General features: G+C 64.7%; 16 protein-coding genes. 6 read left to right on the top strand and 10 right to left on the bottom strand.

Annotated features, from left to right (window positions below):
• The first annotated feature begins 32 nt into the window (after positions 1-32).
• Complete coding sequence (locus HOY44_RS06690) at positions 33-656, top strand: arylesterase (RefSeq protein ID WP_287433804.1); 624 nt, start codon at positions 33-35, stop codon at positions 654-656.
• Positions 657-813: 157 nt separating this feature from the next.
• Here HOY44_RS06690 and HOY44_RS06695 read toward each other — a convergent pair whose 3' ends face one another.
• On the bottom strand, positions 814-1,614 hold the full coding sequence (locus tag HOY44_RS06695; protein WP_287433805.1) for a DUF4198 domain-containing protein: 801 nt from the start codon (positions 1,612-1,614) through the stop codon (positions 814-816).
• A 64-nt stretch (positions 1,615-1,678) separates the two neighbouring features.
• Between HOY44_RS06695 and HOY44_RS06700 the strand changes: the two genes are divergently transcribed.
• Together HOY44_RS06700 and HOY44_RS06705 are read left to right on the top strand one after the other, a co-directional pair.
• Positions 1,679-2,794: a HupE/UreJ family protein gene (locus tag HOY44_RS06700; protein ID WP_287433807.1), complete on the top strand. Its 1,116-nt coding sequence runs from the start codon at positions 1,679-1,681 to the stop codon at positions 2,792-2,794.
• A 330-nt stretch (positions 2,795-3,124) separates the two neighbouring features.
• Positions 3,125-3,658 carry a helix-turn-helix transcriptional regulator gene (locus tag HOY44_RS06705; RefSeq protein WP_212747992.1) on the top strand — a complete coding sequence of 178 codons (534 nt, stop codon included), beginning with the start codon at positions 3,125-3,127 and terminating at the stop codon, positions 3,656-3,658.
• Here HOY44_RS06705 and HOY44_RS06710 read toward each other — a convergent pair.
• Positions 3,655-4,302 (bottom strand): LuxR C-terminal-related transcriptional regulator, encoded by a 648-nt coding sequence (locus HOY44_RS06710; RefSeq protein ID WP_008333850.1) that lies wholly within the window; start codon positions 4,300-4,302, stop codon positions 3,655-3,657. The genes HOY44_RS06705 and HOY44_RS06710 overlap by 4 nt on opposite strands.
• Positions 4,299-6,512, bottom strand: a complete 2,214-nt coding sequence (locus tag HOY44_RS06715) for a sensor histidine kinase (protein WP_287433810.1) — start codon at positions 6,510-6,512, stop codon at positions 4,299-4,301. The genes HOY44_RS06710 and HOY44_RS06715 overlap by 4 nt, the downstream gene beginning before the upstream one ends.
• A gap of 152 nt (positions 6,513-6,664) precedes the next feature.
• Between HOY44_RS06715 and HOY44_RS06720 the strand changes: the two genes are divergently transcribed.
• The 3 genes from HOY44_RS06720 (at position 6,665) to HOY44_RS06730 (ending at position 8,851) form a co-directional block, all read left to right on the top strand.
• Entirely contained in the window at positions 6,665-7,306 is a 642-nt protein-coding gene (locus HOY44_RS06720; RefSeq protein WP_287433811.1) for a hypothetical protein, read from the top strand.
• 131 nt (positions 7,307-7,437) lie between these two features.
• The gene (locus HOY44_RS06725; RefSeq protein WP_287433813.1) at positions 7,438-8,094 is read left to right on the top strand and encodes a hypothetical protein; all 657 of its coding nucleotides are present in this window, start codon (positions 7,438-7,440) and stop codon (positions 8,092-8,094) included.
• Positions 8,095-8,185: 91 nt separating this feature from the next.
• Positions 8,186-8,851 carry a hypothetical protein gene (locus HOY44_RS06730; RefSeq protein ID WP_287433815.1) on the top strand — a complete coding sequence of 222 codons (666 nt, stop codon included), beginning with the start codon at positions 8,186-8,188 and terminating at the stop codon, positions 8,849-8,851.
• Between the two features lie 248 nt (positions 8,852-9,099).
• On the opposite strand, the gene HOY44_RS06735 is transcribed toward HOY44_RS06730, so the two are convergent.
• From HOY44_RS06735 to HOY44_RS06765, 7 genes are all read right to left on the bottom strand, one after another.
• Positions 9,100-13,215, bottom strand: coding sequence for a translocation/assembly module TamB domain-containing protein (locus tag HOY44_RS06735; RefSeq protein ID WP_287433817.1), 4,116 nt, complete (start codon positions 13,213-13,215; stop codon positions 9,100-9,102).
• Positions 13,215-15,026: an autotransporter assembly complex protein TamA gene (locus HOY44_RS06740; protein ID WP_287433818.1), complete on the bottom strand. Its 1,812-nt coding sequence runs from the start codon at positions 15,024-15,026 to the stop codon at positions 13,215-13,217. Before HOY44_RS06740 ends, HOY44_RS06735 begins: the two co-directional genes overlap by 1 nt.
• Positions 15,027-15,227: 201 nt before the next feature.
• The gene (nadC, locus tag HOY44_RS06745; RefSeq protein ID WP_287433820.1) at positions 15,228-16,076 is read right to left on the bottom strand and encodes a carboxylating nicotinate-nucleotide diphosphorylase; all 849 of its coding nucleotides are present in this window, start codon (positions 16,074-16,076) and stop codon (positions 15,228-15,230) included.
• Positions 16,073-17,623 carry an L-aspartate oxidase gene (locus HOY44_RS06750; RefSeq protein ID WP_138421884.1) on the bottom strand — a complete coding sequence of 517 codons (1,551 nt, stop codon included), beginning with the start codon at positions 17,621-17,623 and terminating at the stop codon, positions 16,073-16,075. The genes nadC and HOY44_RS06750 overlap by 4 nt, the downstream gene beginning before the upstream one ends.
• A gap of 14 nt (positions 17,624-17,637) precedes the next feature.
• Positions 17,638-18,690, bottom strand: coding sequence for a quinolinate synthase NadA (gene nadA / locus HOY44_RS06755; RefSeq protein ID WP_008333839.1), 1,053 nt, complete (start codon positions 18,688-18,690; stop codon positions 17,638-17,640).
• Between the two features lie 152 nt (positions 18,691-18,842).
• Complete coding sequence (locus HOY44_RS06760) at positions 18,843-20,213, bottom strand: aspartate aminotransferase family protein (RefSeq protein ID WP_008333837.1); 1,371 nt, start codon at positions 20,211-20,213, stop codon at positions 18,843-18,845.
• Positions 20,214-20,237: 24 nt separating this feature from the next.
• Complete coding sequence (locus tag HOY44_RS06765) at positions 20,238-21,713, bottom strand: NAD-dependent succinate-semialdehyde dehydrogenase (RefSeq protein ID WP_287433823.1); 1,476 nt, start codon at positions 21,711-21,713, stop codon at positions 20,238-20,240.
• Positions 21,714-21,719: the final 6 nt, after the last annotated feature.

Genomic DNA, 21,719 nt, shown 5'->3' on the forward strand with positions numbered 1-21,719 from the left:
ATGGGCTGCGGCGGGTCATATCCAAGTCTTTGTTGATATTCCCTTTCCTCGCCATGCCCGCCATCGCCGAAGAGGTCACGATTTTGGCATTGGGCGACAGCCTGACACAGGGCTACGGCCTTCCGGCGGAGGCCGGGCTGGTGCCGCAGCTTCAGGGCTGGATGCAGGCTCGCGGCGCGGATGTGAAGATCATCAACGCGGGCGTCTCGGGCGACACGACGCGGGGCGGGTTGAACCGCGTGGACTGGTCCCTGACGGATGAGGTTGACGCGGTCATGATCGCGCTCGGCGGCAACGATCTCCTGCGGGGCATACCGCTCAATTCGATCGAAGCGAACCTCGAACAGATCATCCAGAAGGTGAAGGCGAAAAACCTGCCCGTCATGCTGGTCGGCTACCGCGCCACCGCGAATTTCGGCCCCGAATACAAAGGCGCCTTCGACGAGATGTATCCCCGCATCGCCGCGCGCCACCCCGATATGATCTTCATGCCCTACATCTTTCAGGGCATGGGCAAGGCGATGGGACGGGGCGAGATGTCGCGCACCGACGGTTTCCAGCGCGACGGCATCCACCCGAATGCACAGGGCGTGAAGCTGAACGTCGCCGAGATCGGGCCCTATGCGATGAAACTCTACGCACGCGCAGGCGACTGACGGGTCCGCTCTTCTTCGTTTCCGGAAACCTCGGAGGGGAATCGACGGTGGCCTGCCACCGGCGATGGGGAGGCTGGCCTCCCCCCACCGCGCTGGCCCGCCAGAGGCGGGGCCGCGCAAAACCTGTGACGCGCTTTTGCGCGTCTCCGCTCGGTCTTCAGGGGGTGCGGAACGTCAGGTTGGCCCAGGCCGAGTGCCAGACCGGTCCTGCCTCAGGGTCGTCGTTGCCGGTGTCCTCCATGACGACCGCATCCACCATGTACTCGGTCGCGGGGTCGACCGGAATGACCGTCTCGCCCGCCGCGTCGGTGCGATAGAAGCTCTGGGTGACGTTCCCGTCGCCGTCGCGGGCGAACACTTCGACCTGCGCATCGGCCCGCGGTTTTCCATCCAGCAGCACGCGCACCCCGACTCCGTCCGACGTATCGTCGGTATAGGGATTTGTCAGCGCGACGATTTCGGTGTGCAAGCCCACCGCCGTATCCGCGCCGGCCCCGTCTCCGACCGCGACGAGGGATTTGGCATAGCGGGTATAGGCCTCGCGAAACTCGAGTTCGGGCAGGTCGCGCGCCGCGTGGCGCTCCAACACGTCGCCGAGATCCTTGTGCTCGACGAAGCTTTCGAAGAGGTCGCGGCTGCTGTAGCGCAGGGTATGGCCCTTGGTTTCGTGGATCACGACGGCAAGCCCCTCGCCTTCCGGGACAAAGGTCATCGCGGGCCTGTCACCGATACGGCCCTCGACAGCACGGGTGGTTTCCCCCATTTTCACATCGAACCGCGCGAAACGGTCGGGAAAATAGGTTTGGGCCGCGCCCTTGAAATCTTGCCCGACCCGCAGTTCCGCGATGATCGGATCGCCCGGGTCGACCGTATAGGTTTCAGGCTCGATCCAGAATTCGTGGGCCGTGGCGGCCGGGACGAAGAACAAGAAGGCGAAGAGAGAGGCGAGCAGGCGCATGGGGCATCCATTATTGGGTCGGGGGTGCAGGGTGGCAGCATGGCGGCCACTGTCAACGCTTGGCATGTGGCTTGTCGTTATCGTGATGGCCCTGTCGACACCGGCCACGGCGCACGAAATGTCGCCCGCCATCGCGGATATCGAGATCGGCGAGGACAGCCTCGAGATGTCGATCATCCTTCAGGGCGAGGCGATGGTGGCGGGGATCGACCTGTCATCGGTGACCGACACAAACAATTCCCCACGTGCAGATGCCTATGACGCGTTGCGCGCGCTTTCCCCCGACGCGTTCTCGCAACGGCTGCAAGCCGCCTGGCCGGACCTGTCGGACGGCGTGCGGATGCAGGCCGGGGACACGATGCTCGTGCCCGAACTGGTCGAGGCGTCGACCGCCGAGGCCGTGAGCGACGCGTTGCCGCGGGAAAGCCGAGTGATCCTGCGCGCCACCCTGCCGGACGATGGGAGCGACGTGACGGTGGGATGGGACGCGCAATACGGCCCGATCATCCTGCGCCAGATCGTTCAGGATCTCCCGGAAGGTCAGGAGGCGTATTCGGCCTTTCTCGGCCCCGGACAGATGTCGGCGCCGATGCCCCGGACCGGGACGGTCGAAATCACCGGACTTGCCAGTTTCGCGAATTACGTCTGGCTCGGCTTCACGCATATTCTGCCCAAGGGCCTCGACCATATTCTTTTCGTGCTCGGCCTGTTTTTCTTTTCACGCGAAGTGCGGCCGCTGTTGTATCAGATCACGGCGTTTACCGTCGCCCATACGATTACGCTCGCTCTGGCGAGCCTTGGTGTCGTTTCGGTGCCTGCAAGCATCGTGGAACCTCTGATTGCCCTGTCGATTGCCTATGTCGCGGTCGAAAACATTCTTCGACCGAAATTATCCAGAATGCGCCTTATGGTTGTGTTTGGCTTCGGCCTGTTGCACGGCCTCGGCTTCGCCTCGGTGCTGGGCGAGATCGGGCTCTCGCCCGCGTATTTCCTCGCCAGTCTGATCGCGTTCAACATCGGCGTCGAACTGGGCCAGATCGCAATCGTCACGACCGCCTTTTTCTCGATTACCGTCTGGTTCGGCGCAAGGCCCTGGTATCGCCAGCGCATCGTCGTGCCCGCGTCCGTTCTCATCGGCCTGATGGGCCTTTGGTGGGCGGTCGAGCGGTTGATTCCCTGACGCGCAAGACGGGACTGCCGTAGGGTAAGGAAAACCTTACCCTTCCTAACATTATTTAAACACAGGGTTTTTTCGATTCCGCGCAGGCCTGCATTTTGCGGAACAGGAAACTTCGAAATTCTTCAGGTTTTGAGGAAAAGCGCGGCGATTTATCCTTATTGATAGGTTTTGGCTAACCAGCAGTTGTGTAATGCCTGCTTGGACTGGGAAGAGCGGTCGCGCGAACCAACGTGCGAAAGGGGACAGTTGGTGAAGGTTTTGGTCGCCAGCGACTTGGCAAGTATTACAGACAAAATTGCGACGGCGCACATCGGTGGGGCCGAGGTTTCCGTGGATCGCGTCTCCGATTGTTTTCAGGCCGATCAACGGCTTCGCACGGATGGTAAGGAACTGGACGTCATCGTCCTGCACGTCCCCTCTGTCAGCGAGGCCAACCTCAGGTCGGCGTTCTCGACGATTTCGCGTAGCCGAGGCAAGCCGGTGGCGATCGTACTCCCGCATAAGGCGAGTCCCTCGACCGTCTGGCGCTGTATCGTGAACGGGGCGGGCGCGGTGCTGACCGACGACATGCCGAGCGCGGCCATGGGCCACCTGCTGTCGCTGATGCATACGGGCCTCAGGATTCCGACCCTGAACGAGGACGTTCTTCCCGATCCGAGTGTCGTCGCGCAGAAACTGTCGGACCGGGAGTTGCAGGTGCTGGCTGGTGTCTGCAAGGGCCTCCAGAACAAGGAAATCGCGCACGATTTCAACATCAAGGAAGTGACGGTGAAAATGCACGTGCGCGCCGTTATCCGAAAACTCGACGCCAAGAACCGGACCCATGCGGCGATGATCGCCCGTGATCTTGGGCTGGTCGGCTAACCCCGACGGTTCTCGGACAGGCCCAGCCGGGTCGCGTGCCATGCGGCCTCCGCGCGCGACGAGATCCCCAATTTGCGATAGATCGTCTTGATGTAGCCCGCGACCGTGCTTTCCGCGAGGCCGAGTTCGCGGGCGACTTCGGCATTGCGCAGACCGCGTGAGATCAGGGCGAGCACGTCTGTTTCCCGATCCGTGAGTTTCCCGTCGTCGTTGGCCACAGGGCCGGTACGCGAGAAATGCCCCATGATCCGGCGCGCCACGGCAGGGGACAGCGCGGGAATACCGTGGCTGATCTGGCGCAATTGGGCGACCATCTGGTCCTGCGTCTGGTCCTTTTGCAGATACCCGTCCGCCCCGGCGGACAGCGCCGAAACGACCGAAACGTCATCCCCCATGATCGTCGTGACGACCGCGATGCTGGTCGGGGATTTCTGTTTGAGTTTGCGCAGGATCTCCAGACCGGACCCGTCGGGCAGCCCAAGGTCGATGAGGGCAATCTCCGGCAGGTCACGGTCCAGCGCCACATGCGCGGCCGCGATGGTGGCGGCTTCGGTGATCGTCAGGTCGGGAAAAGCACGCAAGGCGATCTCGCCCAGCCAGATGCGGGTTTCCTGAACGTCTTCGAGGATCAGAGCGCGTTTCATTGCGCAGCCTCCATCATGCCGTCGTCATCGTCGTCGATCGCGCCGCGCATGAGCGGCAGGTCCACCAGAATATGCGTTCCCGGCCGTTCGGTTCCGGGCGCTGCCGGGCTGACCTTGAGGTGCCCGCCCAGCGCCGACACGCGCACGAGCATGTTCTGAACCCCCTGTCCGAACACGTCCGCATTCGGGTCGAACCCCCGGCCATCGTCGGTCACCGTGATGCGGACATGGCCCTTCTGGACGTCGAAGCCGACACCCACCTCGCGCGCACCGGCGTGGCGGATGGCGTTGTTGACGCATTCGCGCAGGACGGACCGCAGGGCGTGGGCGATCCGGGGGCTCAGATTGTAGCCCGTCAGGTTCGCGCCAAGCGGCCAGTTGACCAAAAGCCCGGCCGCTTCGAGCACTTCGGACAGTTCAAGGCGCAGGTCCGCGATCAGATTGCCAAGGTCCAGCCCCGGCCCGGTCTGGTTGTCGATGATCTCACGCAGATCGGCGAGCGTTTCACGGATCAGCACGTCCTTGCGCTTCGGATCTTGCGAATGCAGCGCGCCGAGAAGCTGGATGCCGATGTTGTCGTGGATGTCGCGTGCGATGCGCGACCGCTCTTCGGCGGCGCCCGTTTCATACGCCTTTCGGCTTTCGATAAGCTGGGACAGGATATCGACCAGTTCCTCGGCCTTCTGCACATCGCTGTCCGAAAACAACCGCCGACCGCCAGCCGCCCATTTGAGTTGCCGGGACGGAAGCGGGGCGACCGCGGGCAGGACGAGAAAGACACCTTCGCCCGCAAGCTCCGCGTGTTCGGTGACGTTCGGCCCGGTTTCGATGAAAAGCGGTTGGAACATCGCCTGAAGCAGTTCGTCCCAGCGCAGGGCCTGTTCCTGCGGGTCTTTGGTCAGCGCCACCGTCGAGACATCGCGAAAGAACGCCTCGACCGTGGTCTGCCCGCGCCAACGTGCGAAGCGGCGCGACACGGCTTCGCGGAAGGGAAGGTAGAAGAAGGCGACGGTGAAAAGCGCGATGCCAAGCGCAGGGGCGCGTTCCAGCGACAGGCCATATATAAGGGCCGCGTCGAGGCAGACGAGGAAAAGCGCGCCGACGGCGAAGAAAAGGATGCGAAACGCCCATTGATCGAGGTTGAATATCCGGTGCCGCCGCACGGCGAGGGCGAGGCCGAGGTAGCAGATCAGGAACAGCGTGAAGGCATAGCCTTGGGAAACCTGCGCTTCGAGACCGAGGAGTTGAGGCACGGTGACGAGGCCCACGAAGCTGCCCGCCCCGATCAGAACCGACAGCCCGAACAGGCGCAGGGCCGCGCGGGCGGGCAGATCCTTGGCCTTGCGCGCGCGCCGGAACTGCAACGCGACCAGCAATACGAGCACCAGCATCGCGGTGGCGATGGGAAGCTGATAGGCGAAGGTGTAATCGGGAATGACCCGCGTAAAGGCCCCCACAAGCCACGCCGCGATGACGCCGACCTGCACGAGGGCAAGCCACCTTGGCCCGATCTGTGCCGGGTAACTCAGGAAGAGGCCGATGACCCCGGCCCCGAACGTCAAAGAGCCCGTCAGGTTCAACGGCCCCAACACCTGAAAATATGACGCCGGAAGCGCCAGTTCGCGGGTCGAATAGATCGCCGCCGCCGTCGAGGACAGCGCCAGACCGACCCCCGTCAGCATCAGGAACGCCTGCGGCCTGCGACCGGGCGCGAGGGACCAGATCCACCCGCCGATCAGGATACCGCTGAGCCCGACGAAAACCTGCACCCAGAACATCGCGGGCAGGTCCGAGATCGGGCGGTGCGGACGCGGTGTGACAGTCACCTCGCGGGTCACGTCGCCGGGTGCCGCAAGATGCAGGGTCACGAGGTCCGAACGCATCGCGCGCGCGATCCCGTCCTGTTCGGCACGGAACCGATCGAGCGTGTCGAAGTCCGACAGTTGGTCCGGCTCTTCGATGATCGTGGTGGGGCCGACCGGCACGCGCACCCCGTCTTCGCCTTCGACACCTTCCAGCCGATACCATTCGGAAATCAGGACCGCAGGCCCCTCGCTCTTCTCGATCAGGACCGCCTGACCCGTGTCGTCGAGCCTGAGATCGAGCCCCAGCCACGGCTGACGTGTCGCCAGCACAACGGCGGCCACGACCAGCGCCAGACCGAACAGCCCGACCGCAAGGAAAATCCGCACCGGAGCGAAAACGCGCACGTTTGTCCCTATCCCCTTTTTTGCGATCTTGCCGCGAAGTGGCGGGCCGCGAAACCCCCTGAAACCGGGGGCCACACCCCCAGAACCGGGGGATTGCCAAAATGGAACCCCCACCCCCATTTGAAGCCAGTCATTTCTGGAGGGGTATACCAATGAGACTCATTCACATCAGCGCGGCGCTGGCCGCCACTTCCATGTTGGCGGGCTGTTTCGGCAACAATGGCGTCAGCGCGACGCCCGAAGAATTCAACGAAGCGTTTCTGGCCGCCGCAGGGCTTGGCGTGACGACCACGCCCCTGTCGGGCTCGGCAACCTACAACGGTGAAATGCAGATCCTGACGCTGGAAAACGGGTCGGAAAGCGGGTCGATCCGCGGTGCGCTCGAACTGACGGCGAACTTCGCCTCGGCCACGCCGTTCACCATGTCGGCTACGGATTTCGCGGGCGAGATCAACGGGCAGCAGACCACCTTCTCCGGCACGCTCACGCATGACCAGTCGACCGACCGCTCGGCCTTCAACGAAATCCGCACCGCGGCCCTGCCCGCGATTGCCGGGGGTGGCGAGACCACGTCGATGGCGCTGTCGTTCGGCGGCACGCTGACCGAGGACGCGACCGGGGTCGAGAACAAGTTCGAGCCGGGGTCGAACCTGATGGGGAACTTCTACGGCACGGACGGTCAGGCCGTGGCGGGGGCTGTCGGGGTGGCGATCACGCCGACCGGCGGAACCTCGGCCATCACCGGCGCAAGCTTCGGTGCCGCGACCGGCGGCCAGTTCTACGCCGAACAGTGACACGGCCCGCGTGACAGGCTAGCCTCCGGGGGCATGGGGATTTGCCCCCGGATTGGTTGCCACGCATTTTCAGATCGACGCGCATTGGTTTTCCCGTTTCCGTTCTGGCCCTCGTCGCCGGATGCGCGGTCGTGGATGCGTCGGTTCAGAACCCGCCGGGCACGACCGACCCGACCGACCCGACGACGCCCCGTGTCCTGCCTGTTTTCGCCCCGACCACATCGACCGAGGCGGAGTTCGCCGCGATCTGGGTGCCGCGAAACAGCCCGTTCATCGGCATCGCTACCGCACCCAAGGACACCACCGCCCGTTATGTCGGGGAGCTTCAGATCTATACCTCCGACGGAACGACCCGGAACGGATCGATCAGGGGTCGGCTTCAGATCGACGGCACCTTCGACGAATACACCGGAACGCTGGAGGTCGCCGCCGGGGGCTTTGCGGGAGAGATCGGTGGGGTGCCGGTGACCTATTCCGGCACGTTGAGCGATCTCTACGCGCTCGACATGAACCCGGAGCGGCGGACAGGCACGGTCTTCGATCCGCCCGGTCCGGGAAGCTGGTTCACGGCCGACCTTGGCGGCACGCTCGTCAACGACGCAAGCGGGGTCGAAAACACGTTGAAAGCGGGATCGCAGATCGATGGCGTTTTCCGGGGAACCGGCGACTCTCTGGTGGGCGACGGCACGTTCCGGATCGCGCCGAACGCCGGCACCTCGGCGATCACCGGACGGTCGACCGAAGCCGACGCGAGTGTCGAGGTATGGGCAGATCGCCAGACGCCCTGATCCGTTCGGATGACGTGTTTTGCAGCGAGACAAGGAAGTTCTTGAAAGCTAATCTCGTCCGGTCTGCATCTGCTTTTCGGGGAGACTCCATTTGAATCACTTACGTTTCGCGCGGCCCTTTGCCGCCGCGCTGGCCTGTGCGGCCATGTCGGCCTGCTCCACGGTCAACTTCGACACCAACACAACGACCGAGGCGCAGTTCGATACCGTTTTCGCGACGAACAACGCGCTTACCCCCGCAGCGGTCCCGATTTTCGGGTCGGCGACCTATGAGGGCGAGATCCAGATCGACACCATATCCGGCACGACCCAATCCGGTTCGATCCGTGGGGGTCTCATCATGGAAGCCTCGTTTTCGTCGACCGATCCGATCACCGCGACGGCCGGCGGTTTCGCGGGCACCGTCAACGGGCAGCGGGTGACCTATTCCGGGCAACTCTCCAGCGACGACGCGCCCGGGCTTCTGCCCCTCAACCAGGTTCTGACCTCCGGCTTCGGACCCACCGCCGCATCCACGATGTTCGTGTCGATCGGCGGAACGCTTCGCAACGACGACACCGGGGTGCGCAACCGGCTTCAGGCCGGGTTCGGCACCGCGCAGGGAAGCTGGCTTCAAGGTGACTTCCGTGGCTCCAACGCCCGTGTGGTCACGGGGGAGGCGCAGTTCAACATCAACCCAAGCGGCGGCGTATCTGCCATCACCGGCACCGCGAACGACGCTATCGTCACCGGCCAATTCTACGGCGTCGCCAACTGAGACTCGGCAAACCCCCTGTTCAGGGGGGTTACAACTTGAGACTGAAAGTCCACGATAAACCCAAGGGATCCGGGGGCACACCCGGACCAGTGGGGCTTCAGGTAATCGACCATCGGCACCGTGCCTGACGGCGCGGAAGAATTTCAGAGGGCGATTTCAGAAGCCATTTCAGTACGCCGTGAGCGAAGCGCCCCCCGAGGCCCGAGGTTCCTTCCGAACCCTCGTGCCACCGGGGGGCGTCTTTCGTTTCAGTAGTCGCGCTCGAAATAGATGCCGATGGACGCTTCGCCCTTGTTCGACACCGCGCCGCGTGCCGTCAGGTTCTTGGTCAGGTCGAGGTTGATGTTCACCTCGGCCTCGCCATCGGCCCCGACTTCGACGCCGGTATAGATGTTTTCCGAGATATAGGCCCCGGCCCGCACCGCGAGCGCCCCGTCGTCGTTCTGGCCGATGTCGAGGTCCGCCAGACCGAACCCCTGCCTGAGGTTGCCGATCACGCCGCCCCCGGACCGTCCGGTGAGCGTCGCGATGCCGTTAGCGAGCCTGAGCGCCTGAAGCGCGGAGATTTCCGAAATCGAACGCCCGAAGATCAGGCGCGAAAAAATCTCGTCCTGCGGCAGATCGGGCACCGAGGAAAAGGTGATCTCGGGGTCTGTCGCCTGCCCGTCGATCCGAATCTGGATCGCGGTATCGTCCACGGTCGTCTCGGCGGTCACCGCGATGAAGGGGTCGAAATCACCTTCGAGCGTCGCGCGCGCCTCGGTCAGTTCGATGCGGTTGCCAAGCAGGGACAGTCGCCCCCGGATCAGGGACAGGCTGCCCTGAGGCACGATGTCGTTCGTGGTGCCCGTAAGGCGCAAACGCCCGCCGACTTCGGCATCCAGCCCGCGCCCACGGATGAAGACCTGGTTCGGTGCATCCACGACGATGTCGAGCGGGAACGCCGGACCGCCCGCCGAATTGCCGCTTGCGGTCGTGCCGACCTGTCCGGCCCGCACGCGGGTCGCATAGACGGCGGCGGGTTCGTTGACATGGCGCAGCCCCTCGACGGTCCCGGCCACGCCGAAGCCGGACGATGGAATGCGGATCTCGGCCACGCCGGGGCGCACGGTTCCAGCGATCCGGGCACCGCCCGTCAACGGGCCGCTCACCGTCAACTGGCCATTGATCTGCGTGTCATAGAGGGATGGATCGGTCAGCCCGACATTCTGAAGCCGGATGACGAGATCGCCGTTGAACGGCGGTTCCAACGTGATCGGCCCCGCAATCTCGATCCGCCCGCCCGACGATACGGCCGCCCCGACTTCGAGCCGGGCGCGCCCGTTCCCGAGATTGACGTTGGCCTGAATCGGGTCGAGCGAAACCCGCAGGCTGGGCACCGCCACGCGCGCGTTCGTCGTGCGCACGGTGCCGGACAGCGAGGTCAGCGCAAGGGGGCCGTTGAGATTCACATTCACGCTCGCGGTGCCGTCGACGCGGTTTTGTCCGGTGAAAGCATTGGCGAGGGCGAGCGGCACCGTCCCGTCAATCGACAGGTTCGCGTTGTCCATCGTGCTGGCAAGGCTGCCCGCCACGTTCACGGTGATCCCGCCCGGCCCTTGGCCCGAGATATCGACGCGGTAATCGTCGCCGGTCAGGACAGCCGTGCCGCTTGCCGAGAAGACTCCGGGAAACTCGGGCACGAAAATCCCGACATCGGCCAAGCGCGCATCGAAGTTCACGCGGCTCTGCCCCCCTTCCGACGTGCCGTCGGCGGTCAGGCTGACCTGCGGCGTGTTCGCCGTCAGCCTGTCGACGAAGATCTTGCTCGCCTCGTCGCGCCGGACGTCGAACACGACCTCGCTACCACCGGCAAGAAGCTGGTCCACCTCGCCCGCGCTGAACGACAGATCCCGGCCCTGCAAACTGCCGTCGAGCGAGACGGCCATGGTGGTCAGGTCCGCCTCGACGCTGGCGGACAGGTCGATCGACCCCGCCAGATCGCGGCCTGCGAGGCCCGAATAGGGCGCAATGGAATTGGCCGAGGCATTCACCGTCGCCGCGACCGGGCCGATCTTGCCATCGACCATCGCGCCGGTGCCTTCGATATCCGCGATCAGCCCGCCGGGGCCACGCGCGGTGACGTCGGCGGCGAGCGCGCCCGCCGCATCCCGGCTCACGTCGAACACCAGCTCGCTCGCGCCCGCGAAAGACTGATCGGTGTCCCCCATGCGAAACGACAGGTTCCGGCCCTGCAAAGACCCGGTGAGACCGACCGCCATGGTGGTCAGGTCCGCATCCACCGAGGCGGTCAGATCGACCGCCCCGCCCAGATCGGTTCCGGCAAGGCCGGAATAGGGGGCAATACTGTCGAGCGCCGCGACGAGCGTTGCCTGAACCGGGCCGATGGCGCCGTCTGCGATGGTGCCCGTCCCGGTGATGTCCGCGTCGAGGCCACCGGGGCCTGTCGCCGTCGCCTCGACCGTCCAGTCGTCGCGCACCTGCACCGCCGTCGCGTTCAGCGCGAGCCGACCCGAGAGCCGTTCATCCAGCCGGGACGCATCCGGCAATTCGATCTGCGCATCCAGACTGCTCCCATTGGTGCGCAACTCGCCCATGGCCGAGGCCGTGATGCCCGGCCCGGCGATGGTCAAACGGTTGATCGCCGTACGCTGCTGGTTCCGGTCCGCCGCAATGGAAATCCGGCTTTCCCCCGCCAAGAGGCTGTCGACTTGGGCGATCCCCACGGAAAGGTCTTGGGTCGCGCCGTCGATTTCAAGGTCGAACGGCCCATCCGGCACGGCGACGGAGCCCTTGATCGACAGCGACGCCGCGCCCTTGAGGTCTTGACCGGAAATCTGGGCAAAGCGGGCCAGCCGTTCGGCTTCGAGCCTCAGGTCGAGTTCGGAGACGAGGTCGAGTTGCTCGACCTCGGTCCGCAGGGTCACGTCGCCGGTCAGGCCGTAATCCTCGCCCGAGATATCCACGTCGGTGAACCGAAAGGGCGTGTTGTCGGCCTTGGCGAAAATCAGGTTGCCGGTGATGCGCTCGCCCACGGCGGCATTTAGCGGCTCGTCCCCAAGGTCGATCCCGTCCGCCGATATGACGACACGTCCCCCCACGCTGGGAATGGTATCGCCGCCGCCGGAGCGCAGTTTTCCCGCACCCGACACGTTGAGCGCGGCGAGCGCCATGTCTTCGCGCGCGAAACCTTCCAGCTCGATCGCACCGACCCAGCCTTCGCCCCGCAGGGCGTCATAGTCGAATTCGATCTCGGCGGACCCGATCCGCGTTTCCGGCCCTGCAATAGGAAGCACCACGGGCGATCCGTCCGCATTGGCCAGCGTGCCGGTGATCTGCGCATTCTGCGGCCAGCCTTTCGCCGAGACCAAAGCGTCGCCACGCAGTTCCAGCGCCTCGGTCTTGAGGAACAGATCCGCCACCCGGATCGACTTGTTCTGGAACCGGGTCGCGTCGAGGTGCAGCACGCTCTCCCCCCCGAAGAACGCCTGATACTGCTCTTCGAACAGGGGGCGCAGGTCACCTGCCAGATCGGCTTCGATCTGCAACTGGGTCTTTTGAGACTCACCCTCACCATCGACCACGGCGGCTGCGCGCAACTGCCCGGCCAGCCGGTTCTGGCCATCGGTCGCCAGCACGATGTTCGCCGTGAAATCGTCGAGCCGGTCCTCGCCTTCGACCCGCACCGACAGTGCAGGCTCGCCCGGCAGGCTTGCGAGGTTCGCGACGATGCCGCCCTGCCCCTCTTCGAGCCGAAGGTTCACGGCAAGCACCTTGGAGGTGTTCGAATAAGACCCGGCAAGGGTCAGGTCGCCCAATTCGCCGTCGGTGCGGGACAGCGCCACATCGACCGCCCCCTCGCCGTCGGCGAGATTGGCTGAGCCTTCGAGCGTCATTTCAATGCGTTCGCCCAGAACCGGCGCGCCGAGGACGAGGCGTTCGGCGTCGATCAGGCCGATGTCGATCGAAACGGGCAGGTCCGGCAGCGTGAAATCTGACGCTTCCGCCGAAGGGCCGGATGAGCCGCCCGCGGGCAGGCGCGCCAGTTCGATAAGCCCCGCCGACAACTCGCGCACCTCGATCCGCCCGCGCAGCACGGCGGCCCGGTTCCAGTTGAGCGCCACGTCCTCCAACCTGAGCCAGACGCCTTCCGCATCGGCAAAGGTCATCTCCTGCATCGTCGCCTCACGCGACAAGGCACCGGAGAAACCGTTGACGGTCACCTCCATCCCTTCGGACGACAGGTTCTCTTCGAGGAAGGATTCGAGGATCGACTTGTCCTCTTCCTCGGTCGTGTCGTCCTGCGCCCCTGCGGGCAGGCCGATGAGGGTGAGCGTGGCGAGAAGGGCGAGAAATCTTTTCATCAGAAGGCGTGCCCGATCCCGACATAAAGCTGCACGTTGCGCAGCGGGTTGGGCGAGCGGACGCCGCCGGTGACGGGGTAACCGACGTCAAGCCGGATCGGACCGAGCGCGGTGTTGTAGCGCACGCCCAGACCCGCGCCGGAGTGCCATGCGGTCGTGCCTCCGAAGAACCCCGTATCGCCAAGGTAGCCCACGTCGAAGAACCCGACGACACCGATGGTATCGGTCGCCTTGACGCGCACCTCGAACTGGCCGCCGAGGAAGGCCTGCCCCCCCACCGTGCCGGTGCCGGAGGCGAAGTTGAGCGATTGGTAGGGCTGGCCGCGCACCGTGCCGCCGCCACCCGAATAGAACAGCAGATCAGGGTGGGTCTGCGACGGGTTCGGGCCGACCACGGTGCCGACCTGTCCCCGCGCCGCGAGGACGAAGCGGTCGTCTTCGCCGAAGCCACGGTAAACGCGGGCATCGAGCAGGCCCCAAGCGCCAACGCCCCGACCGATATCGAAGAACGGCTGGGCATCCGCACGCACGTAAAAGCCCCGCGTCGGGTTCAGGCTGTCGTTCCGCTTGTCCCATTCGACCATGGCGGGAACCTTGACGGTGGTGAAACTGCGCGTGCCGAAACTGTCGGTCACCTGCGCATAAGCGAAGCCAAGGCCGATCTCGCCTTCGAGGTTCGGGCTGAAATAGCGCTTCACACCTGCCTCGATCCCCGCGCCGAGGATGTTGTAGGAGGGTTCGCGCAGCCACAGCCCGGCCACCTCCACATAGGCGTCGTTGTCGGTGCCGAAGGCGGCAGGGATATCCAGACGCGCGTCGAGTTCCACGTCGAGATTGTTAAGCGCGGGCGTGATGCCGTTGACCGCGGCATCGACGCGGAACCGTTCGGCCCCGCCCAAAAGGTTGCGGTGCATCCAGTAGGCCGACAGCCCCAGCCCTTCGATCGACGACAGTTCGGCCCCGAACCCGAACCGACGCGGCTTCATGTCCGCCGTGGTCAGCAGCATGTCCATCGTGTTGCCGGGGCCCAGCGTTTCGGCTTCCCGCAGAACGACCGAGGCAAAAGCCCCGGTGCGGCGCAGACGGTTGGCCGCCGCTTCGGCCTCGTCGGGATCGAACACTTCGCCCTCGGGCAGTCCGGCGATCCGTTCGATCTTGCTCGTGCGGACGGCCGAGGCATTCGTGTGGCGAAGCTGCCCGAACCGGACCAGCGGACCTGGGTCGATCCAGATACGTGCGTTGATGAGTTTGTTCTGATGGTTCGCGGTCAGGTCCTGATCGCGCACGGTCGCCTTGGCGCGCCCGGCGTGACGCCAATCGTCCACCGCGCTTTCCACCGCGCTTTGAATGACCGTCGAATAGGCCGGCTCGCCGTTGCGGAATTCGTCGATCTTCTGTGTGCCCTGCACCAGCGGCGTGATCTGGGTGCTGCCGAAATGGAACTGCTGACCCGGACGCACATCGACCGTGATCCTGCGGACCGTGCTCGGCACGTTGAAATTCTGGATCGCGGCGGCTTCGACCCCGTCGAGCCGCACATTGATGACGCCGCCGTAATGCCCGTTGGCGTAAAGCGTGTTCAGAAGCCGCTCGTATTCCGCCAGCGACGTGGCGAGCAGATCACGGGGATCGTCGATCCCCTCTTCCTGAACGGACAACAGGAGCGACGCGGACTCGAGGTCCTTCTGCAACGCTCCGCCGCCTTCGACATTGAATTGGATATCGTCCAGCGCCGTCGCGGACATGGTCGCAAGACATACCATTGCGACGGCGGTCGGCAGGAGCCGCGTCAGGCGAAATTTTGGCCTCATGAATTCGCGATCCCCAGGTTCGCGCGTTTGCTCGTGCCGTGAATCGTAACCGGAAGTAGACGCCGCTGCTAGCGGTCATGACCGAGTTGTGACCGGAATGACCCGTTCCCGCCGACGTAGTGGTCGTGGCGACACATACAAAAGACGCAAGATATAGCGTCCCGACTTCGCAGTCACGACTCTAAGTCTCGGATTTTAGGGCTAAAAATCCACACCGAGATCAAGGGTCCGGGCCGAGTGCGTCAGGGCCCCGGACGAGATGTAATCGACGCCCGTCGCGGCAACTTCCGCGATGCGCTCGAGCTTCATGTTGCCGGATGCTTCCAAGGGCAGGCGCCCGCCCGTCATCTTGACCGCTTCGATCAATGTCGGCGTGTCCATATTGTCGAGCAGAACCGCGCTCGCCCCGCCGACGTCGAGCACTTCGGCAAGCTGGTCGAGCGTATCGACCTCGATCTCGACGGTCATCATGTGGCTGGCCACCGCCTTGGACGCCTCCAGCACCGCACGCACACCCCCGGCGGCCGCGATGTGGTTGTCCTTGATGAGGATCGCGTCCGAGAGCGAATAGCGGTGGTTGAAGCCGCCGCCATGCAGAACGGCGAGTTTTTCGACCACGCGCAGGCCCGGCGTGGTCTTGCGGGTGCAGGTGATCCGGGTCTTGGTGCCTTCGGTCTTCGCCACGAAGGACTCGGTCATGGTGGCGATACCGGACAGGCGGCCCGCGAAGTTCAGCGCCACGCGTTCGCCCGACAGGATCGATGCGGCCTTGCCCCGAATACGCATGAGCGTGTCGCCGGGCGCGATGGTGTCACCGTCCTCGACGAGCGGCTCGATTTCAAGCGAGGGGTCGACCAGGCCGAAGGCGATGCGCGCGATCTGCATGCCCGAGACGATCCCCGGCTCACGCGCGTTGATCGCGGCGTCATAGGTCGTGGCGGGCGGGATCACGGCACGGGTGGTGACGTCGCCATAGGTGCCCAGATCCTCCATCAGCGCATTGCGCACGATGGGTTCCAGAACGATGTCGGGCAGCGTGGCGTAGGTCATACCATATCCTTGGCGGCGTCCCGGATGCCGACGGCGGCCTCCAGCGTGATCTTGGTGCGATGGGCGAGCGCGGGAACCTGCTCGGGAAAGTCGTCGCGATAATGCCCGCCCCGGCTTTCCTCGCGGGTCAGCGCGGCGGCGGCGATAAGGGTCGCGGTCGCGGTCATGTTGCGCATGGTCTCGTTGTTGGCCGCGGCTTCGAGCCCGGCGATGGTGGCCAGCGCCTGTTTCAGCCCGTCGGCGTTCCGGCGCACACCGACATGGGTGGTCATGGTGCGGCGCAGGTCCATCACGGCGGCTTCGTCCACGTCCTCGCCACCCGTCGGGAAGGTGAAGGTCAGTTCTTCGGCCTCGGGAATGTCGCCAAGCGTTCGCGCGATGTCTTCGGCGGCTTTCTTGCCATAAACCAAGGCTTCCAGCAGGCCGTTGGAGGCGAGCCGGTTTGCACCGTGCAGGCCCGTGGACGACGCTTCGCCGCAGACCCAGAGGCGGTCGAGCGACGAGCGGCCATGTTCGTCGGTGTCCACGCCGCCCATGTGGTAATGCGCTGCGACCGCGACGGGGATCGGGTTTTCGACCGGATCGAACCCGGCGCGCGCGCAGGCCTCGGCCACCGCCGGAAAACGGGTCAGCACCTCGGCGCCCAGCGCGGCGCGCGTGTCGAGCATCGGGCGTTTGCCCGCCTGCGTCTGCTTGAAGATTTCGCGGGCGACGATGTCGCGCGGCGCGAGTTCGGCATCCTCATGCACGGTCGTCATGAACCGTTCGCCATCGGCATTGACGAGGATCGCACCCTCACCCCTGAGCGCCTCGGTCGCGAGCGGCATGGGGTCTTCGCCCATGTCGATTGCGGTGGGGTGGAATTGCACGAATTCAGGATCGGCGATCACGGCGCCCGCGCGGGCGGCGAAGCCGATGACCTGCCCCCGGATGCGCGGCGGGTTCGTCGTATGCGCGTAAAGCCCGCCGGAGCCGCCACCGGCCAGAAGCACGGCGGGCGTTTCGATCAGCACGGGGCCGGAGGCGGGGTCGGTGTGCCTGATCCAGACGCCGGTGACGCGCTCGCCTTCGGTTTCGAGCCCGGTCGCGAGAGCGCCTTCGATGACCTGCACCGATGCCGTGGCGCGGACCTTGGCGATCAACGTCTCCATGATCTGACGACCCGCCTGGTCGCCCTTGACCCGCACGACGCGCGCGGCGGAATGCGCGGCCTCCCGGCTCATCACGTAGTTGCCTTGGGCATCACGGTCGAAGGGCGTGCCGAACGCGGTCAGGTCGAGGATATGTTCGGCGGCGTGCCGGGTGACCATCGCGGCCACCTCGCCATCCACGGTCCCCGCCCCTGCGGTCATGGTATCCTTGGCATGTGCCTCGGGCGTGTCGGACGCGGCCATCGCGGCGGCGACACCGCCCTGCGCCCAGGCCGAGCTTGCGCCCTCGCCAAGTTGTTCGGGCGAAATCATCAGCACGGGGCGTGGCGCCAGCGTCAGGGCCGCATAGAGCGCGCCCATACCCGCGCCGACGATGACGATACGTTCGGTTTTCATGGGGGTCGCCCCTATCAGATGCCCAGTTTCTTGCTGAGGTCGATCATCCGCTCGACCGCCACGCGCGCCTTGGCGGCCACGTCTTCATCGACGTGCACCTCTTCGACGCCCGCGTGAAGCGACCACAGGATTTTCTCCAGCGTGATCTTCTTCATGTAGGGGCACATGTTGCAGGGGCCGACGAAATCCACCTCGGGCAGCTCGTCGGAAATGTTCGAGGCCATCGAGCACTCGGTCACGAGCAGCGCCTGCTTGGGCTTGTGCTCGCGCACGTAGTTGATGATCCCGCTGGTGGAGCCGGAGAAATCGCTTTCGTCCACCACGTCCGGCGGGCATTCCGGGTGCGTGATGATCGTGGTGTCGGGGTTCCACTGGCGATAGTCCTTGAGGTCTTGTGCCGTGAAGCTTTCGTGCACCACGCAGGAGCCGTTCCACCAGACGATGTTCTTTTCCGGCACCTGACGCGCGACGTTCTGGGCCAGATACTGGTCCGGCGCCATGATGATCGTGTCCTCGGGCAGCGCGCGCACGATGGCGGCGGCGTTGGACGAGGTGCAGCAGATGTCGGAGTTGGCCTTTTCCTCGGCGGTCGTGTTCACGTAGGTCACGACAGGCGCGCCCGGATATTGCGCGCGCATCTGCTTGATGCCTTCGGCCCCGATGGAGTTGGCGAGCGAGCAACCTGCCTCCATATCCGGGATCAACACGCGTTTCGCCGGGTTCAGGATCTTCGACGTCTCGGCCATGAAATGCACGCCGCACTGGACGATGGTCTCGGCCTCGACCTCGGTCGCCTTGATGGCGAGTTGCAGGCTGTCGCCCACGAAATCGGCCACGCCGTGATAGATGTCCGGCGTCATGTAGTTATGCGCGAGGATGACCGCGTTCTTCTCTTTTTTCAGGCGGTTGATCGCACGCACATAGGGTGCGGCCACGGCCCACTCGGGCGGCGACACCACGCGATCCATCTTCGCGTAGTCGTCCTTCATTTCCTCGGCCAGGTCCGGGTTGGGCGCGAGGTCGTAAACCTCGGCCAGTTCCTGACGCATGGTGCGAAAATCGAGCATGTCCGCCCCCTTTCCGGGTCATACCGGCCCCTTCAAGCACCTTGGATGCAAAGCTGCAAGGTAAACCGCTGTTTAGAAGGGGTTTTAGGTCTGCTTTGCTGACCTAATATGGGGTCGCGGGGCCGAAATTCAAGATCGGCCCCGCCGCGTGCTTATCCCAGAACGCTGCGAACGGCGCGCCCGAGCTTGGTCGCGATCTCGTCCGCCTGCGCTTCGGTCAGGCAGAAGGGCGGCGCGAAACCGAGGATGTCGCCCTGCGGCATGGCGCGCGCGATGACGCCCTCGGACAGAAGCGCACCGGCGAGTTTGGCGCCGATCCCCTCGGACGGGTCGAAGAAGGTGCGCGTCTCCGGGTCTTTCACGAATTCGACCGCGCAAAGGAGGCCTTCGCCACGCACTTCACCCACATGGGCATGGTCGCCAACCTCGGCCTTGAGCGCCGCCTTGAAATGCGCGCCGACGGTGCCCGCGTTCTGGACGAGGTTCAGATCGTCGATCAGCTTCAGGTTCGCGATGCCCGCCGCCGCGCCGATCGGGTGGGCCGAATAGGTCCAGCCGTGGCCGATGGGGCCGTTCTCATCCGTCCCCTGCTCCAGCACCTTCCACATCTTGTCGGACACGATGGACCCCGACAGCGGCGCATAGGCCGAGGTCAGGCCCTTTGCGATGGTGATGAGGTCGGGCTTGATGCCGTAGTGGTCCGAGCCGAACATGGACCCGAGACGCCCGAAGCCGGTCACGACCTCGTCCGCGATGAGCAGGATGTCGTGCTTTTCGAGCACCTTCTGGATCGCCTCCCAATAGCCCGCAGGCGGCGGGACAAGGCCGCCGGTGCCCAGCGCGGGCTCGCCGATGAAGGCGGCGATGGTGTCGGCCCCTTCCCGTTCGATCAGTTGCTCGAGTTCGTAGACGCAGTGACCGACGAAATCCTCTTCGGTCATATCGGTGTTCTCGCGGCGGTAGTAATACGGTGCCTCGGTGTGGATCACCTGTTCCAGCGGCAGGTCGAATTTCTTGTGGAACAGGTGCAGGCCCGTCAGCGACCCGGTCATCAGGCCCGACCCGTGATAGCCGCGCCAACGCGAGATGATCTTCTTCTTTTCGGGACGACCAAGGATGTTGTTGTAATACCAGACCAGCTTGATGTTGGTTTCGTTCGCGTCCGAGCCAGACAGGCCGAAATAGACCTTGGACATATGGTCCGGCGCACGGTCGAGCACCATCTTGGCAAGCGTGATCGACGCCTCGGTGCCGTGGCCGACATAGGCGTGGTAGTAAGCCAGTTCCTTGGCCTGCTCGGCGATGGCTTCGGCGATTTCGGGGCGGCCATAGCCGACGTTCACGCAGTAGAGCCCGGCGAAGGCGTCGAGCAGTTCGTTCCCGTCACGGTCCGTGATGTGACAATCCTTGCCGGTCTGGATGACGCGGCTCGGCGCTTCGCCACGGGCGAACTGGGCGAGGTGCGTGGACGGGTGAAAGAAGTTTTCCCGGTCCCAGCGGTCGAGTTGATCGTTCTTGAGCATCGTTTTTCCTTTTTTACTCGATGGTTACGCCCAGTCGCGGCAGACGTATTTGATTTCCATGAATTCCTCCATGCCGCGCCGCGCACCTTCGCGGCCCAGACCGGATTGTTTTGTGCCGCCAAAGGGGATCGGCGCGCCCGTGACCTTGGTGCGGTTCACCGCAACCATGCCGTATTGCAGCGCGCGGGTCAGGCGGTAGATACGGCGCGGGTCCATCGAGTGGACATAGGCCACAAGACCGTATTCCGTATCGTTCGCCCGGCGCACCACCTCGTCCTCGCTGTCGAAGGGGGTGATCGCGGCAACGGGGCCGAAGGTCTCCTCACGCATGATGAGGCAGTCGTCGGTCACGTCCTTGAGCACGGTGGGCGCGTAGAACAGATCGCCATGCTCGGTGCGTTTGCCACCGCACATGAGCGTCGCGCCTTTGGCGAGCGCGTCGGCGACGTGTTCCTCCTGCTTGGCCACGGCTTTCTCGTTCATCAGCGGGCCGATGTCCGGGTCGTCCATGCCGCGCCCGATGGTCAGCGCCTCGGTCGCTTCGGTGAACATCTGGCAGAATTCGTCATAGACAGCACGTTCGACATAGATGCGGTTCGCGCCAAGGCAATCCTGCCCGGACGTCGCCCATTTGGCCTTCATCGTCTCGGCAACGGCTTCGTCCAGATCGCAGTTCTTGAACACGATCACCGGGGCGTGGCCGCCCAGTTCCATGACCAGCCGTTTCACGGTCGCGGCGGACTGGCGGTAGAGGAGCCGGCCCACTTCGGTCGAGCCGGTGAAGGACAGGGCGCGGACGCGGTGGTCCTGCGTCCAAGGCTCGACGATGGTGGGCGCGTGGCCGGTGACGACGTTGAAGACGCCCGGCGGCACGCCCGCGCGTTCCGCGAGTTCCGCCAGCGCGAGCGCGGAATAGGGGGTTTCGTGCGACGGGTGCGCAACGATGGTGCAGCCTGCGGCAAGCGCGGCGGCGGCCTTGCGCGTCAGCATCGCGGAGGGGAAGTTCCACGGGGTGATGAGGGCGACGACACCGACCGGTTCGAGCCACAGCTCGACCTCGGCATCGTGGAGGTGGCTGGTCACGCCTTCGATGTTCGGGCGCTTGGCCTCTTCGGCATAGAACTCCACGAACGAGGCGGCGTAGTCGATTTCGCCCCGCGCTTCGGAGATCGGCTTGCCCTGCTCCAGCACCATGATGCGGGCGAGATCCTCTTTATGGGCGAGCATCAGGTCGAACCAGCGACGGATGATCGCGGCACGCTCCTGCGGCAGAGTCATGGACCAGTCGGCAAAGGCCATCTGCGCGGCGTCGACGGCAGAACTGGAATCCTCTGCGGTCAGCTTGGCGACTTCGCCGAGGAAAGCGCCGTTGGCGGGGTCGGTGACGTTGAACGAACCACCGTCCGAAGCCGCGCGCCACTTGCCGTTCACATAGGCGAAGCTGCGCAAAAGCCGCTTGTCGGTGATGTCCACGTGGGTCGGGATCGCTGTGTCGAGCATCTCAAG

It is taken from the genome of Maritimibacter sp. (assembly GCF_016774595.1).
Lineage (GTDB): Bacteria > Pseudomonadota > Alphaproteobacteria > Rhodobacterales > Rhodobacteraceae > Maritimibacter > Maritimibacter alkaliphilus.

Bases quoted from the DNA above. Each gene is read 5' to 3' on its own strand.
- HOY44_RS06700 (WP_287433807.1), top strand. From the start codon at position 1,679: ATGTGGCTTGTCGTTATCGTGATGGCCCTGTCGACACCGGCCACGGCG.
- nadC (WP_287433820.1), bottom strand. From the start codon at position 16,076: ATGACCTACGCCACGCTGCCCGACATCGTTCTGGAACCCATCGTGCGC.
- HOY44_RS06735 (WP_287433817.1), bottom strand. From the start codon at position 13,215: ATGAAAAGATTTCTCGCCCTTCTCGCCACGCTCACCCTCATCGGCCTG.
- nadA (WP_008333839.1), bottom strand. From the start codon at position 18,690: ATGCTCGATTTTCGCACCATGCGTCAGGAACTGGCCGAGGTTTACGAC.
- HOY44_RS06750 (WP_138421884.1), bottom strand. From the start codon at position 17,623: ATGAAAACCGAACGTATCGTCATCGTCGGCGCGGGTATGGGCGCGCTC.
- HOY44_RS06695 (WP_287433805.1), bottom strand. From the start codon at position 1,614: ATGCGCCTGCTCGCCTCTCTCTTCGCCTTCTTGTTCTTCGTCCCGGCC.
- HOY44_RS06710 (WP_008333850.1), bottom strand. From the start codon at position 4,302: ATGAAACGCGCTCTGATCCTCGAAGACGTTCAGGAAACCCGCATCTGG.
- HOY44_RS06760 (WP_008333837.1), bottom strand. From the start codon at position 20,213: ATGCTCAAGAACGATCAACTCGACCGCTGGGACCGGGAAAACTTCTTT.
- HOY44_RS06765 (WP_287433823.1), bottom strand. From the start codon at position 21,713: ATGCTCGACACAGCGATCCCGACCCACGTGGACATCACCGACAAGCGG.
- HOY44_RS06720 (WP_287433811.1), top strand. From the start codon at position 6,665: ATGAGACTCATTCACATCAGCGCGGCGCTGGCCGCCACTTCCATGTTG.
- HOY44_RS06740 (WP_287433818.1), bottom strand. From the start codon at position 15,026: ATGAGGCCAAAATTTCGCCTGACGCGGCTCCTGCCGACCGCCGTCGCA.